The organism is Knoellia sp. AC549 (assembly GCF_979258975.1).
In genome coordinates, this window is record NZ_OZ409890.1 from 753558 (window position 1) to 768609 (window position 15052).

The 15052-nt window shown below is 66.8% G+C and carries 12 protein-coding genes and 1 pseudogene; all 13 read right to left on the minus strand.

Annotated elements, in window-relative coordinates:
• Nucleotides 1-10 precede the first annotated feature (10 nt).
• Nucleotides 11-319, minus strand: a complete 309-nt coding sequence (rplW, locus tag ACZZ98_RS03640; RefSeq protein WP_380085631.1) for a 50S ribosomal protein L23 — start codon at nt 317-319, stop codon at nt 11-13.
• Between the two features lie 272 nt (nt 320-591).
• Nucleotides 592-1191, minus strand: a pseudogene (gene rplD, locus ACZZ98_RS03645) (50S ribosomal protein L4); the annotation flags it as partial.
• A gap of 5 nt (nt 1192-1196) precedes the next feature.
• Nucleotides 1197-1853, minus strand: a complete 657-nt coding sequence (rplC, locus tag ACZZ98_RS03650) for a 50S ribosomal protein L3 (RefSeq protein WP_380085632.1) — start codon at nt 1851-1853, stop codon at nt 1197-1199.
• Nucleotides 1850-2173, minus strand: a complete 324-nt coding sequence (gene rpsJ / locus ACZZ98_RS03655; RefSeq protein WP_463514979.1) for a 30S ribosomal protein S10 — start codon at nt 2171-2173, stop codon at nt 1850-1852. Before rpsJ ends, rplC begins: the two co-directional genes overlap by 4 nt.
• Nucleotides 2174-2611: 438 nt before the next feature.
• On the minus strand, nt 2612-3184 hold the full coding sequence (locus ACZZ98_RS03660; protein WP_463514980.1) for a hypothetical protein: 573 nt from the start codon (nt 3182-3184) through the stop codon (nt 2612-2614).
• A 93-nt stretch (nt 3185-3277) separates the two neighbouring features.
• Nucleotides 3278-3940: a hypothetical protein gene (locus tag ACZZ98_RS03665; RefSeq protein WP_463514981.1), complete on the minus strand. Its 663-nt coding sequence runs from the start codon at nt 3938-3940 to the stop codon at nt 3278-3280.
• 140 nt (nt 3941-4080) lie between these two features.
• The gene (gene tuf / locus ACZZ98_RS03670; RefSeq protein WP_380085635.1) at nt 4081-5277 is read right to left on the minus strand and encodes an elongation factor Tu; all 1197 of its coding nucleotides are present in this window, start codon (nt 5275-5277) and stop codon (nt 4081-4083) included.
• 161 nt (nt 5278-5438) lie between these two features.
• A complete protein-coding gene (gene fusA, locus ACZZ98_RS03675) occupies nt 5439-7556 on the minus strand; it encodes an elongation factor G (RefSeq protein WP_463514982.1) in 2118 nt (705 codons plus the stop codon).
• A gap of 131 nt (nt 7557-7687) precedes the next feature.
• Complete coding sequence (gene rpsG, locus ACZZ98_RS03680; RefSeq protein WP_353952854.1) at nt 7688-8158, minus strand: 30S ribosomal protein S7; 471 nt, start codon at nt 8156-8158, stop codon at nt 7688-7690.
• Nucleotides 8158-8532 (minus strand): 30S ribosomal protein S12, encoded by a 375-nt coding sequence (gene rpsL / locus ACZZ98_RS03685; protein WP_009775972.1) that lies wholly within the window; start codon nt 8530-8532, stop codon nt 8158-8160. Before rpsL ends, rpsG begins: the two co-directional genes overlap by 1 nt.
• A gap of 131 nt (nt 8533-8663) precedes the next feature.
• The gene (locus ACZZ98_RS03690; protein ID WP_463514983.1) at nt 8664-10226 is read right to left on the minus strand and encodes a choice-of-anchor P family protein; all 1563 of its coding nucleotides are present in this window, start codon (nt 10224-10226) and stop codon (nt 8664-8666) included.
• Nucleotides 10227-10422: 196 nt separating this feature from the next.
• Nucleotides 10423-10956 carry a GNAT family N-acetyltransferase gene (locus tag ACZZ98_RS03695; protein WP_463514984.1) on the minus strand — a complete coding sequence of 178 codons (534 nt, stop codon included), beginning with the start codon at nt 10954-10956 and terminating at the stop codon, nt 10423-10425.
• A gap of 138 nt (nt 10957-11094) precedes the next feature.
• Complete coding sequence (locus ACZZ98_RS03700) at nt 11095-14985, minus strand: DNA-directed RNA polymerase subunit beta' (protein WP_463514985.1); 3891 nt, start codon at nt 14983-14985, stop codon at nt 11095-11097.
• Between the last annotated feature and the right edge of the window lie 67 nt (nt 14986-15052).

Genomic DNA, 15052 nt, shown 5'->3' on the forward strand with positions numbered 1-15052 from the left:
CAGTCGTCTCTCAGGCGCCAGCGCTGCCGAAGATGTCGATGGTGCCCTCGCGGAGGGTCACGATCGCGCGCTTGGTGTCCTTGCGCTTGCCCAGTCCGAAGCGGGTGCGCCGGGTCTTGCCCTTGCGGTTCAGCGTGTGGACCGAGTCGACCTTGACGTTGAAGATCTCCTCAACGGCAATCTTGATCTCGGTCTTGTTCGAGCGCGGGTCCACCAGGAAGGTGTACTTGCCCTGGTCGAGCAGTCCGTAGGACTTCTCGGAGACAACCGGCGCCAGCAGGATGTCGCGCGGGTTCTTGCGAACGATTGACGAGCTCACTTCTGCTCCTCCTTGACATCCTCGGCCGGCTTCTCAGCCTTGGCCGGCTTCTCGGCCTTGGTGGCCTTCTCAGCCTTGGCAGGCTTGTCGGCCTTGGCAGGCTTGTCAGGCTTGTCAGCCTTCGCAGCCTTGGCCGGCTTGTCGGCCTTCGCCGGCTTGTCGGCCTTCGCCGGCTTGTCGGTCTTGGCCGGCTTCTCGGCCTTGGCGGCGACGGGGGCAGCCTCGTTCGCGGCCGGGGCCTCGACGACCTCGAGGACGTCCATCGGCTTGACGTTGCCGGCAGGGCCGGCGACGAAGGCGTCGAACGCGGCCTGCGTGAAGACGACGTCGTCGGCGCAGAGCACGTCGTACGTGTTGAGCTGGTCGGCGACGATGACGTGGAGGTTCTCCAGGTTGCGCACCGACTTCAGCGACACGATGTCACTGCGGTCGAGGACGACGAGCATGTTCTTGCGCTCCGTCAGTCCCGCGAGCAGCGCGACGGCGTCCTTGGTCGACGGCGCGTTGCCCGTGACGAGCGACGTGACGACGTGGATGCGGCCGTGACGAGCGCGGTCGGAGAGCGCGCCGCGCAGGGCAGCCGCCTTCATCTTCTTGGGGGTGCGCTGCGAGTAGTCGCGGGGCGTCGGTCCGTGGACGACGCCACCACCGGTCCAGTGCGGCGCGCGGGTCGAGCCCGCACGGGCGCGGCCGGTGCCCTTCTGGCGGTGGGGCTTGCGACCGCCACCGCGGACCTCGCCGCGGGTCTTGGTCGAGTGCGTGCCCTGGCGCGCCGCAGCGAGCTGGGCGACGACGACCTGGTGGATCAGGGGGATGTTGGTCTGCACGTCGAAGATCTCGGCGGGCAGGTCAACGTTCACGGTGGTGGCCACAGTGGTCACGCTCCCTTCACGGCGTTGCGGACGAGCACGACCGCACCGCGGGGACCGGGGACGGCGCCCTTGACGAGCAGCAGCCCCTTGTCCGCGTCGACAGCGTGGATCGTGAGGTTCTGGGTGGTCTGACGCACGCCACCCATGCGGCCGGCCATGCGCATGCCCTTGAAGACACGCCCCGGGGTGGCGCAGCCACCGATGGAGCCCGGCTTGCGGTGGTTCTTGTGCGAACCGTGGGAGGACGAGACGCCGTGGAAGCCGTGACGCTTCATGACACCGGCGAAGCCCTTGCCCTTGGTGGTCGCGGAGATGTCGACGGCCTGACCGGCCTCGAACGTCCCGGCCGTCAGCTCCTGGCCCAGCGAGTACTCGGCAGCGTCCGCGGTGCGGAGCTCGACGAGGTGGCGGCGCGGCGTGACGCCGGCCTTCTCGAAGTGGCCGGTGAGCGGCTTGGTCACCTTGCGCGGGTCGATCGCACCGAAGGCGATCTGGACACCGGCGTAGCCGTCGGTCTCGGTCTTGCGCACCTGGGTGACAACACAGGGGCCGGCCTCGATGACGGTGACGGGGATGAGCCGGTTGTCGGCGTCCCACACCTGGGTCATACCGAGCTTCTTGCCCAGCACGCCCTTCTGGATCTTGGTTGCAATGTCAGTCATGTCGTCAACCTCAGAAGCTTGATCTCGATGTTGACGTCCGCCGGCAGGTCGAGACGCATCAGCGAGTCGACGGCCTTGGGCGTCGGGTCGATGATGTCGATGAGGCGCTTGTGGGTACGCATCTCGAAGTGCTCGCGGCTGTCCTTGTACTTGTGCGGCGAACGGATGACCACGAAGACGTTCTTCTCCGTGGGCAGCGGCACCGGGCCGACCACCGTTGCGCCGGCACGGGTCACCGTGTCGACGATCTTCCGCGCCGAGTTGTCGATGACCTCGTGGTCATACGACTTCAAGCGGATGCGGATCTTCTGTCCCGCCATCTTGGCTTCCGTCTCTCTCTCGCCGTCTTCTTACTTCTGTCTCAGGTCGGTCCTGGGTCCGACCCCCGAGGTCGGGCGTGTCGCGCCCGCTACGCGGCCCGACGGCATGCGCATTCCTGCGACGAGCCATCAGGTGAATCGGAACTCCGGTGGACCGGAGCTGCTCTGCCTGCCGTGTGTCGCCCCGGCTTGACCGGTTCGAGGTGTTCTCACGTGCAGTGGTGGTCCGGAACCCGACGAGTGGTCGAGGGGTGCGTCCCACACCAAGCAACTGGACAATAGTGCCAGAGCGGGGGGCGACCTACCAAATCGGGTTCGGGCCGCACGGCATACCCGTTCCCGTGGCGCGTCGAAAGCTGGTCGTGTTAAACACCCGAGAACCCCCGCGGCGGGCAGCCGCGAGGGTTCCGGTGTCGCTGGTAGGAACGCGGGACGAGGTCAGCGGGGGCCGCCTCCGAGGACGCCGGCGTCGAGAGCCTTGAGGACGGAGGCCTTGTCGGCTTCGGTGAGCTTGCCGGCGGTGACTGCTGCGTCGAGCTTCTCGCCTAGGGCGGTGCGGTGCTCCGCCGTGCGGGCGGCACGCAGCTCCTCCAGGGCGGCGGTCACCTTGGCCTCCTCGACTCCGAGCTCCTTCGCGAGGGCGGTCACGTATGCCGCGTGCCGGGCTTCACGGTCGGCCTCGCTGGGCCGCGTGCCCTCAGCAGGGCGTTCGGCGGGCCTGGTGGCCTCGCGCACCTTCTCGATGGCGGCCTGCACCGTGGCCTCGTCGATGCCCAGAGCCTTGGCCAGGGCGCCGGCGTCGGCGCCCTTCATGCCACCGGGCCCATGGCCGCGACCGCCACCTTGGGGTGCGTCGCTGGTGTCAGGCTGAGCGCCCGTCGAGGAGGAAGAGCTGGGCGTGGGGGCCGGTGCGGTCTCGGCGAGCGCGGCACTGGCTCCGAATCCGGCCAGCGTCACAGCGGCTGCGCCGGCCACACCGGCCAGTGCGGTGGACGTCGTGAACTTGGGCATGAGGGGTTCCTCTCGTCGCAGTCGATCCGGGATGGTCGACCTTGCGTCATCCACAGTCGGCGCCCGAACTGGGCTGTCCGTATGCCGTACCTGTCACGAACCTGTCAACCCCCGCAGCAGCTCCGACCAGTCAGCCCACACCCGCTCGGCCCACGGTGACAACGCCTCCTCGGGCGTGACAGGAGCAGCTCGGGGAACGGCGGACAGGACCCGCCCGACCAGGGCCATGGAGCCGGCGACGAACGTCGCTGCGATGTCGGTGTCCCCGCCGATGAGCCACTCGTGGGACCGGGGCCAGAACAGGTCGGGCGACATGGTCCAGATCGACCCGTTGCCGACGTCAAGGTCGTCGAGCTCGTCGAGGTGAGCATCGAAGAGGGTGTAGCACCGACCCGGGAGCATCAGCCGAGGAGCCTCGATGACCTCACGACCCAACGGAGGCTCGACCTGTCGTTCCTCCCCGGTCTCCGGGTTCAGCTCCGTGCCGCCGCCGAAGTGGCCATGGCCGTCCCAGAGCGCCGCGACATGGCCGGCCGGATCGGCTTGGAGGCACGCCCGCAGAACGGCGGCATCCGTCGGGTCAAGGATCTCGACAGTCTGGCCGGCTGGGTCCGCCGGGAAGTGCGGCACCACGGCGTACGCGGCGAAGTGCTTCCCGACCAGCCCGCCGACCGTGCCGAACTGACCCAGCCGAGGCGCCAGCCACTCCCCCGCCACGGGCGGCAGGGTGTCGAGATCGGACCAGGTGCGCGGCATACGCATCAGGAAAGCCCTGCTCCGCGCCGAGCGCGAGCGAATATCGGGGGCCCGCCCCCGGGTGTGCGGAAGGGCCCCACAGCACCGGGGTGCTGTGGGGCCCTTCTCGAGTGCGTCAGGAACGCAGTCGGTCGCTCAGATCACGCGGTGATCTTGGTGACGCGACCGGCGCCGACGGTCCGGCCACCCTCACGGATGGCGAACTTGAGGCCCTCTTCCATGGCGATCGGCTGGATCAGCTCGACCGACATCTCGGTGTTGTCGCCGGGCATGACCATCTCGGTGCCCTCGGGCAGCTTGACGACGCCGGTGACGTCCGTGGTGCGGAAGTAGAACTGCGGACGGTAGTTGTCGTAGAACGGCGTGTGACGGCCACCCTCATCCTTGGACAGGATGACGACGTTCGCCTCGAAGTTCTTGTGAGGCGTGATCGAGCCCGGCTTGCAGATGACCTGGCCGCGCTCGACGTCCTCGCGCTTGATGCCACGGATGAGCAGGCCGACGTTCTCGCCCGCACGACCCTCGTCGAGGAGCTTGCGGAACATCTCGATGCCGGTGACCGTGGTCTTGGTCGCGGGACCCTCGTGGATGCCGACGATCTCGACGTCCTCGTTGACGTTCAGGACGCCACGCTCGATACGACCGGTGACGACGGTGCCACGACCGGTGATCGTGAAGACGTCCTCGACGGGCATGAGGAACGGCTTGTCGATGTCGCGCTCGGGCTCCGGGATCGACTCGTCGACCGCGTCCATGAGCTCCATGACCGTCTGGCCCCACTCGGCGTCGCCCTCGAGCGCCTTGAGCGCCGAGACCTTGACCACGGGGACGTCGTCGCCGGGGAACTCGTAGGCGGAGAGCAGCTCACGAACCTCCATCTCGACGAGCTCGAGGATCTCCTCGTCGTCGACCATGTCGGCCTTGTTGAGCGCCACGACGATGTAGGGGACACCAACCTGGCGGGCCAGGATGATGTGCTCCTTGGTCTGCGGCATCGGGCCGTCAGTGGCGGCGACGACGAGAATCGCACCGTCCATCTGGGCGGCACCGGTGATCATGTTCTTGACGTAGTCCGCGTGACCGGGGCAGTCAACGTGCGCGTAGTGACGCTTCTCGGTCTGGTACTCGATGTGCGCGATGGAGATGGTGATACCGCGCTGCTTCTCTTCGGGTGCCTTGTCGATGTCGTCGAACGCGAACTGCGGGTTCAGGTCCGGATACTTGTCGTGCAGGACCTTGGAGATCGCAGCAGTCAGCGTCGTCTTCCCGTGGTCAATGTGACCAATGGTGCCGATGTTGACGTGCGGCTTGGTCCGCTCGAACTTTGCCTTCGCCACTTTTTGTCCTCCTCAGGACTCTTCTTTGGTGAAACGCTTCACGGCCGTGCAGGACGTGGCGTCGTTCTGGGGTTGTGCATGTGGTTGAACTGGAACCCAAGTCGACACGGCCAGGCGTGTCGACGTCGTGCCCAGATCCGGACCAGCGACCAGTCTAGCGGTCACTCACCCCGGGTCTTGGCGATGATCTCCTCGGCCACGGACTTGGGAACCTCCGCGTAGGAGTCGAACTCCATCGAGTAGTTCGCTCGGCCCTGCGTCTTCGACCGGAGGTCTCCGACATAACCGAACATCTCGGACAGGGGAACCAGGCCCTTGACGACCTTGGCCCCACTGATGTCCTCCATGGCCTGGATGTGGCCACGGCGCGAGTTGATGTCGCCGATGACGTCGCCCATGTACTCCTCGGGCGTGCGCACCTCGACGGCCATCATCGGCTCGAGGATCACGGGGTCGGCCTTGCGGACGGCCTCCTTGAGCGCCATCGACCCAGCGATCTTGAACGCCATCTCCGAGGAGTCGACGTCGTGGTAGGCGCCATCGAGCAGCGAGGCCTTGATCCCGACGAGCGGGTAGCCCGCGAGCACGCCGTACTGCATGGCGTCCTGGATGCCGGCGTCGACCGAGGGGATGTACTCGCGCGGGATGCGACCGCCGGTGACCTTGTTGGCGAACTCGTAGAGCTCACCGGACTCGGTCGTGTCCAGGGGCTCGAGGCGGATCTGGATCTTGGCGAACTGACCCGAGCCACCCGTCTGCTTCTTGTGGGTGTAGTCGTGCTTCTCGACGGTGCCCTTGATGGTCTCGCGGTAGGCGACCTGCGGCTTGCCGACGTTGGCCTCGACGTTGAACTCACGCTTCATCCGGTCGACGAGGATGTCGAGGTGGAGCTCGCCCATGCCGGCGATGATCGTCTGGCCCGTGTCCTCGTCGAGGTGGACCTGGAAGGTCGGGTCCTCGGCCGAGAGCTTCTGGATGGCCGTGGACAGCTTCTCCTGGTCGCTCTTGGTCTTGGGCTCGATCGCGACCTGGATGACCGGGTCGGGGAAGCTCATCGACTCGAGCACGATCTGCTGGTCGGGGTCACTCAGGGTGTCACCCGTCGTGGTGTCCTTGAGGCCGATCGCGGCGTAGATGTGGCCGGCGAGGGCCTCGTCGACCGGGTTCTCCTTGTTGGCGTGCATCTGGAAGAGCTTGCCGACGCGCTCCTTCTTGCCCTTGGTCGTGTTGACGACCGGCGAGCCGGCGGCGATGCGACCGGAGTAGACCCGGATGAAGGTGAGCGTGCCGAAGAACGGGTGCGTGGCGACCTTGAAGGCCAGCGCGGAGAACGGCTCGTCCCTGCTGGGCTTGCGGGTCATCTCGACGGCCTCGTCGCCGGCCTTGTGACCCACCATCGGGGGGACGTCGATCGGCGAGGGGAGGTAGTCGACGACCGCGTCGAGCATCGGCTGGACGCCACGGTTCTTGAAGGCCGAGCCGCAGAGGATGGGGTAGAGCTCGGAGCGCACGGTGAGCGTGCGGATGCCGGCCTTGATCTCGGCCACCGTGAGGTCCTCGCCACCGAGGTACTTCTCCATGAGGACGTCGTCGGACTCGGCGACGCGCTCGATGAGGTGGTGGCGGTACTCGTCCGCCTTGGCCTGCATGTCCGCGGGGATCTCCTGGACCTCGTACTTGGCGCCCATGGTCACGTCACCCTTGGAGTCACCGGGCCACACCAGCGCGCGCATCTCGACGAGGTCGATGACACCGAGGAAGTCGTTCTCCGCGCCGATGGGCAGCTGGATGACGAGCGGCTCCGCACCGAGGCGGTCCTTGATGGTGTCGACGGTGAAGTAGAAGTCGGCGCCGAGCTTGTCCATCTTGTTGACGAAGCAGATGCGCGGGACGTTGTACTTGTCGGCCTGACGCCAGACGGTCTCGGACTGGGGCTCGACGCCCTCCTTGCCGTCGAACACCGCGACCGCGCCGTCGAGGACGCGCAGCGAGCGCTCGACCTCGACGGTGAAGTCGACGTGGCCGGGGGTGTCGATGATGTTGATCTGGTTCTTGCCCCAGAAGGAGGTCACGGCGGCAGACGTGATCGTGATGCCGCGCTCCTTCTCCTGCTCCATCCAGTCGGTCGTGGACGCGCCGTCGTGCGTCTCACCGATCTTGTGGTTGACACCGGTGTAGAAGAGGATGCGCTCCGTCACCGTCGTCTTGCCGGCGTCGATGTGGGCCATGATGCCGATGTTGCGGACCTGGGTCAGATCCGTCAGGACGTCGAGTGCCACTCGGTTATCTCATCTCGCTCGTTGCGGAAGTTCTGCGTGCTGTGTCGTGCGGTCGTGCTGCGGCAGTTCCAACGGAACTGCAGGGTCCGGTATGCCGTCCGCCCTCGGTGGGCGGACGGCATACCGGGAAGTCACCAGCGGTAATGCGCGAAGGCCCGGTTGGACTCGGCCATCTTGTGCGTGTCCTCGCGGCGCTTGACTGCCGCGCCAAGGCCGTTGGAGGCGTCGAGGATCTCGTTCATGAGGCGCTCGGTCATCGTCTTCTCACGACGCTGACGCGAGTAGCCGACGAGCCAGCGCAGCGACAGGGTCACGGCGCGGTTGGGCTTGACCTCGATCGGGACCTGGTAGGTCGCGCCGCCGACACGGCGGGACTTGACCTCGAGGGTCGGCTTGATGTTGTCGAGCGCGCGCTTGAGGAGCAGCACGGGGTCGGTGCCGGACTTCTCGCGGGCACCCTCGAGGGCGCCGTAGACGATCGTCTCGGCGATCGACTTCTTGCCGTCGAGGAGGATCTTGTTGACCAGCTGGGTCACGAGCGGGCTCTGGTAGACCGGGTCGATGAGCAGCGGGCGCTTCGGAGCGGGGCCTTTACGGGGCATTACTTCTTCTCCTTCTTGGCGCCGTAACGGCTGCGAGCCTGCTTGCGGCCCTTGACACCCTGGGTGTCGAGCGAGCCGCGAATGATCTTGTAGCGGACACCGGGGAGGTCCTTCACACGGCCACCACGGACGAGCACGATGGAGTGCTCCTGGAGGTTGTGACCCTCACCGGGGATGTAGGCGGTGACCTCGATGCCGGAGGTCAGCTTGACGCGCGCGACCTTGCGGAGCGCGGAGTTCGGCTTCTTGGGAGTGGTGGTGTACACACGCGTGCACACGCCGCGGCGCTGCGGAGAGCCCTTGAGGGCAGGAGTGGTCGTCTTCGTGACCTTGTCCTGCCGGCCCTTGCGCACCAGCTGGTTGATGGTAGGCAACCTGGATCCTTTGTCTGTCTGGTCAATGTCACGGCGGCTGCCGCAACTCCTTGTGGTGTCTGGTGCTCGACCCCCGTGGTCGGGCGTGTCGCACCAGGTGCTTTCCCCTGCATCCCCCGTTCCAGCCCGCATCACAGTGACGTGACCCGGTCGTGGTGTGGGGTGCCCGGCGAAAGGTGGGCGGTCAAGTGCTCCGGGCGCTCAGCGCCCTGCTCCTGACCAACGTCTGGGCCTAGCCAGACACGGTGTCCAACGATACCGGTATGCCGTGAGCCCACCAAATCGCGCCGGGTGGCCCAGGGGGGCCACAGACCGCGTTGCGCCGCAGCGAGCGGCCGCACCCCCGAGGGGATGCGGCCGCTCTGTACTGCCCACTCTTGCTCACGGCACGATGTTGGGAGGCCGTGGCTCGGTGGGGTCAGGCGATGACTCTCGCGTCGGCTCCCGCCACCTGAACGATCGTCCCGGTGGGCAGACCGGCGATGTTGGCGGAGAAGCTTGATCTCGAGCATGACGATCTCGATCCCTCTGGTGGTGCGCGTGACCTTGTGGAAGGTCACCGCCCCGAGTCCCACCACGTTGACCGTGGTGTTGGGTGCGACGTTGGAGGTGATCAGGGGCAGACCGAGGACCTTGAGGTTGACGAAGCGGGACTTGTCGGCGACACCGACCGTGCCGTCCGCTCGCAACGCGGCATGTGCCTCGGCGACGATCGCGTCGGCGGAGATGACACCGCCCAGGATCTTCGGCGCGGCGACCGAGGTGACCACCTTGCTCGTGGTGGTCGTGGCACCGTTCGTCGCCGTCGTGGTCACGAGGGTCGTGCCCGTGGAGACCAGGGGGTCACGGGTGATCGTCGCGAGGCTGCCGCTGTGGGTTCCGCCGTAGCAGAGGACGCCGATGTGCGGCTGCCGGCCGATGACGGCCGTACCGTTCAGCGCGTTCGCTGACAGGCCCCAACCGCTTCCGCCGTTCGTCGCTGCCCGGAAGGTCGTCGTCAGTCCGGCGTTCGCACCACCGATGTACACGGCGGTGGAGGCAGGAAGTCCGTACGGGTTGTTCGCGAGCAAGGTGATGACGATGCCTCGGGTCGCCTGCGTGAACACGCCGTTCGCGGTCGTCTTCGACTGGAAGTTGAGGATGACCGTGCCGACACGCGTACCCCCGACGTCAAGGGAGACCTTCGTGTTGGGCGCAACCGTGGCCGAGATCGAGTTGCCCAGGATCTTGAGCCCCACGAACGTGGTCGAGCCGGTGCCTGTCGGCGGGCCGGAAGTCTTCGTCGCAGTGGCAGTGACATCCACCGCGTCTGCGACCACCGCCCCACCCAGGAGGTTGACGCCTGCCGTCTTGGAGTTGGCGGACGTCGACGTCGGCGCGGACGTCGTGACCTTGGTCGTGATGGCACCGACCTGACCGACGACGGGCAGGTTGACCGACGGCAGGGTGTTGGTGCGCGTCAGTCCGTTGGTCGAGGTGCAGGCGATGGAGGCCGAGCTGGTCGGACCTGACTGGATGGTCTTGTCGATTGCCGTGACGTAGGTGCCCCACGCACCTGACTGGTAGCCGGTCTTGGCCACGGCTGCTGCGGCTGTGGGTGCGGATGCGGATGTGACCGCGGATGCCGGCGGGCCGGCGACTGCGACGGCGGCAAGTGCCGCCACGACTGGAACGAGAACTCGAGTGACGCGCATGTCCACACTCCCCTGGACGGTACGACGGGGTAGGTACCCCGTAGGGACGCACCGTTCTGCAGTTGGACGCTAGCCCTGGCGGACTAGTCATTACCAGACCCAAATGGGCCCCTCACCTGCAGAAATGCACTTTTGAGCCCCAGCGGGGCGTGAGGCATAGTGACTATGCGACGAAGGCGGTGCCGCGGCGCCCCCGTCAGGCGTCGAGGCGCTCGAAGGCCGGGGCGAAGCGAAAGGGGCCAGCCTGCTCAGCACGCCAGGCCCGCAGCGTCTTGATCTGGAAGTGCCCGTCCTCCCACGGTCTGGGGGCGTCCACTCCATGTCGGGATGCCGCCACGAAGCCGAAGTGTGCGTAGTACCCGGGGTCCCCGAGCAGCACGATCGCGGCGTCCCCGCGCTGCTCGGCCGAGGCGATCACCGAGGCCATGAGAGCGGCACCGATGCCCTGCCGCTGCAGGGCCGGGGCAACCGCGATGGGGCCGAGACCGATGGCGGACCCCTCCCCCAGCGTTGCGGCCGAGCACATGACATGGCCGACGACCTCACCGTCGAGCTCCGCGACGAAGGTCAGCTCCTCGATGGCGTCACCGTCACCTCGGAGCTCGTCGATCAGTGCCGACTCCACGGAGCGAGCGGCTCCCTCGACCCGCGGGAACGCGTCGTCATGGAGCGCGGCGATGCCCGCGTGGTCCTCGACGCGTTCGCGCCGGATGGTCATGTCGTCGCGCATGGGCTCAACCCTCTCACCTCGCCACGTCTGCGGATGTGGCCGTCCTCCCCGCGGCATCCTGCGGACTCGGGGAACGACGAAGGGCGGGTATGCCGTGTGGTGACCACACGGCATACCCGCCCTTGCGTTTGACTGCTGTCAGAGCCGGTCGAGACCGAGCTCGCTGTCGTCGAGCCGGACGGCCTCGCCCGAACCCGGACCGAAGGCCGGGTAGGCGAACTCGTCGTAGTTCGGCATCGAGTACATCGCGGCCTTCGCCTCTTCGGTCGGCTCCACGTTGATGTTGCGGTAGCGGAGCAGACCCGTCCCGGCCGGGATGAGCTTCCCGAGGATGACGTTCTCCTTGAGGCCGAGGAGGGTGTCGGACTTGCCCTCCATGGCGGCCTCGGTGAGGACGCGGGTGGTCTCCTGGAACGAGGCCGCGGACAGCCACGACTCGGTGGCCAGCGAGGCCTTGGTGATACCCATGAGCTCGGGACGACCCGAGGCAGGGGTGCCACCCTCGGCGACGACGCGACGGTTCTCGTCCTCGAAGCGACCACGCTCGGCGAGCATGCCCGGAAGCAGGTCCGCGTCGCCGGCCTCGATGATCGTGATCCGGCGCAGCATCTGCCGGACGATGACCTCGATGTGCTTGTCGTGAATCGACACGCCCTGCTGGCGGTAGACGTGCTGGACCTCGTCGACGAGGTGCATCTGCACCTTGCGCGGACCGAGGATGCGCAGCACCTGCTTCGGGTCGATCGAACCCACGGTGAACTGGGTTCCGACCTCGACGCTCTGACCGTCGGTGACGAGCAGGCGCGCGCGCTTGCTCACCGGGTAGGCGTGCTCCTCCGAGCCGTCGTCCGGCGTGAGCAGGATCCGACGGGCCTTGTCGGTCTCGTCGATCGTGACGCGGCCACTGGCCTCGGCGATCGGCGAGACACCCTTGGGGGTGCGCGCCTCGAAGAGCTCGACCACACGCGGCAGACCCTGGGTGATGTCGTCACCGGCCACACCACCGGTGTGGAAGGTACGCATCGTCAGCTGCGTGCCGGGCTCACCGATCGACTGGGCCGCGATGATGCCGACGGCCTCGCCGATGTCGACGAGCTTGCCGGTCGCGAGCGAACGGCCGTAGCAGAGCGCACACGTGCCGACCTTGCTGTCACAGGTCAGGACCGAGCGGACCTTGACACTGTCGACACCAGCAGCGAAGAGCGCACCGATGACGAGGTCACCGAGGTCGATACCTGCCTCTGCGAGCGTCTCGCCGTCCTTGACGACGTCCTCGGCGAGCGTGCGGGCGTAGACCGAGGTCTCGACGTCGTCGTGCACCGTGCGGTTGCCCGTGCGCTCGTCGGTCGCGGCGATCGGCATGGCCAGGCCACGGTCGGTGCCACAGTCGTCCTCGCGGATGATGACGTCCTGCGACACGTCGACCAGACGTCGCGTGAGGTACCCGGAGTCGGCCGTACGGAGCGCCGTGTCGGCCAGACCCTTGCGCGATCCGTGCGTGGAGATGAAGAACTCGAGCACGGACAGACCCTCGCGGAAGTTCGCGCGGATCGGACGAGGGATGATCTCGCCCTTCGGGTTGGACACCAGCCCACGCATACCCGCGATCTGGCGCAGCTGCATCCAGTTACCGCGAGCACCCGAGGACACCATGCGGAAGATGGTGTTGGTGGCCGGGATGTTGGCCTCCATCTCCTTGGCGACCTCGTTGGTGGCCTGCGTCCAGATCTCGATGAGCTCCTGACGACGCTCGTCGTCGGTGATGAGACCGCGCTCGTACTGGACCTGGACCTTGGTGGCCTTGACCTCGTAGCCCTCGAGGATCTCGAGCTTCTTCGGCGGCGTGACGACGTCGGAGATGGCGACCGTGATGCCGGACCGGGTGGCCCAGTGGAAGCCGTACTCCTTGAGCGCGTCGAGCGAGGCCGCGACCTGCACCTTGCTGTAGCGCTCGGCGAGGTCGTTGACGATCGTCGAGAGACGCTTCTTGTCGACCTTGTCGTTGACGTAGGGGTAGTCCATCGGCAGCGTCTCGTTGAAGAGCGCGTTGCCCAGGCTCGTGTCCGCCAGCCACTCGGGCACGAAGCCCTCGTCGTCGGGGACGACACCCTCGGGGAGGACCGTGCCCGGCGTCGGGACGACGTGGTGCAGACGGATCTTGACCGGCGTGCCCAGCAGGATCTCACCGGCGTCGAAGGCCATGCGGGCCTCGTAGACGGTGGAGAAGACCCGACCCTCACCCTGGCTGCCCTCGATGGGCGAGGTCAGGTGGAACAGGCCGATGATCATGTCCTGGGTCGGCATGGTGACGGGGCGACCGTCGGCCGGCTTGAGGATGTTGTTGCTCGACAGCATGAGGATGCGGGCCTCGGCCTGCGCCTCCGCGGAGAGCGGCACGTGCACGGCCATCTGGTCACCGTCGAAGTCCGCGTTGAAGGCGGTGCAGACGAGCGGGTGGATCTGGATGGCCTTGCCCTCGACCAGCTGGGGCTCGAAGGCCTGGATGCCGAGGCGGTGCAGCGTGGGTGCACGGTTGAGCAGGACCGGGTGCTCGGTGATGACCTCTTCGAGGACGTCCCACACGACGGAACGGTGACGCTCGACCATGCGCTTGGCCGACTTGATGTTCTGCGCGTGGTCGAGGTCGACCAGGCGCTTCATCACGAACGGCTTGAAGAGCTCGAGGGCCATCTGCTTGGGCAGACCACACTGGTGCAGCTTCAGCTGCGGGCCGACGACGATGACCGAACGGCCGGAGTAGTCGACGCGCTTGCCGAGGAGGTTCTGACGGAACCGCCCCTGCTTGCCCTTGAGCATGTCGGACAGCGACTTGAGCGGACGGTTGCCGGGACCCGTGACCGGGCGGCCACGACGACCGTTGTCGAAGAGGCTGTCGACGGCCTCCTGGAGCATCCGCTTCTCGTTGTTGACGATGATCTCGGGCGCGCCGAGGTCGAGCAGTCGCTTGAGGCGGTTGTTGCGGTTGATGACGCGACGGTAGAGGTCGTTGAGGTCCGACGTCGCGAAGCGGCCACCGTCGAGCTGCACCATCGGGCGCAGGTCCGGCGGGATGACCGGGACGGCGTCGAGGACCATGCCGGCCGGCTTGTTGGTCGTCGTCATGAAGGCCGAGACGACCTTGAGGCGCTTGAGCGAGCGGGTCTTCTTCTGGCCCTTGCCCGTGGCGATGATCTCGCGCAGGAGCTCGGCCTCGGCCTCGAGGTCGAAGGACTCCAGACGCTTCTGGATCGCCGCGGCGCCCATCCCACCCTCGAAGTACAGACCGAAGCGGTCACGCATCTCGCGGTAGAGGATCTCGTCGCCCTCGAGGTCCTGGACCTTGAGGTTCTTGAACCGGTCCCACACCTGCGCGAGACGCTCGACCTGAGCGTCCGCACGCTTGCGGATCTGGTTCATCTCGCGCTCGGCGGAGTCGCGGACCTTGCGCTTGGCGTCGGACTTGGCACCCTCGGCCTCGAGCGCGGCGATGTCGCCCTCGAGCTTCTTGGCGCGCGTGTCGACGTCGGCGTCGCGACGGTTCTCGAGCTCCTTCTTCTCGACCTCGATCTGCGCCTCGAGCGAGGGCAGGTCGGCGTGGCGCTGGTCCACGTCGACGCTCGTGATCATGTAGGCGGCGAAGTAGATGACCTTCTCAAGGTCCTTCGGCGCCAGGTCGAGGAGGTAGCCCAGGCGTGACGGGACGCCCTTGAAGTACCAGATGTGGGTGACGGGGGCGGCGAGCTCGATGTGGCCCATCCGCTCACGACGGACGGCCGCACGGGTCACCTCGACGCCGCAGCGCTCACAGATGATGCCCTTGAAGCGGACCCGCTTGTACTTGCCGCACGCGCACTCCCAGTCCCGGGTCGGGCCGAAGATCTTCTCGCAGAAGAGTCCGTCCTTCTCGGGCTTGAGGGTGCGGTAGTTGATGGTTTCGGGCTTCTTCACCTCACCATGGCTCCACTCACGGATGGAGTCGGCGGTGGCGAGGCCAATGCGCAGTTCGTCGAAGAAGTTGACGTCGAGCACGTGGTTCCTTCTCTCGTTGCTCTTGCTTAAGTCTGGGGGTTGGTCAGGAGAGGCTGGGTATGCCGTG

Coding starts and splice junctions, on each gene's coding strand:
- ACZZ98_RS03660 (WP_463514980.1), bottom strand. CDS start 3,184: ATGCCCAAGTTCACGACGTCCACCGCACTGGCCGGTGTGGCCGGCGCA.
- ACZZ98_RS03690 (WP_463514983.1), bottom strand. CDS start 10,226: ATGCGCGTCACTCGAGTTCTCGTTCCAGTCGTGGCGGCACTTGCCGCC.
- rpsJ (WP_463514979.1), bottom strand. CDS start 2,173: ATGGCGGGACAGAAGATCCGCATCCGCTTGAAGTCGTATGACCACGAG.
- ACZZ98_RS03695 (WP_463514984.1), bottom strand. CDS start 10,956: ATGCGCGACGACATGACCATCCGGCGCGAACGCGTCGAGGACCACGCG.
- rpsG (WP_353952854.1), bottom strand. CDS start 8,158: ATGCCCCGTAAAGGCCCCGCTCCGAAGCGCCCGCTGCTCATCGACCCG.
- rplC (WP_380085632.1), bottom strand. CDS start 1,853: ATGACTGACATTGCAACCAAGATCCAGAAGGGCGTGCTGGGCAAGAAG.
- ACZZ98_RS03665 (WP_463514981.1), bottom strand. CDS start 3,940: ATGCCGCGCACCTGGTCCGATCTCGACACCCTGCCGCCCGTGGCGGGG.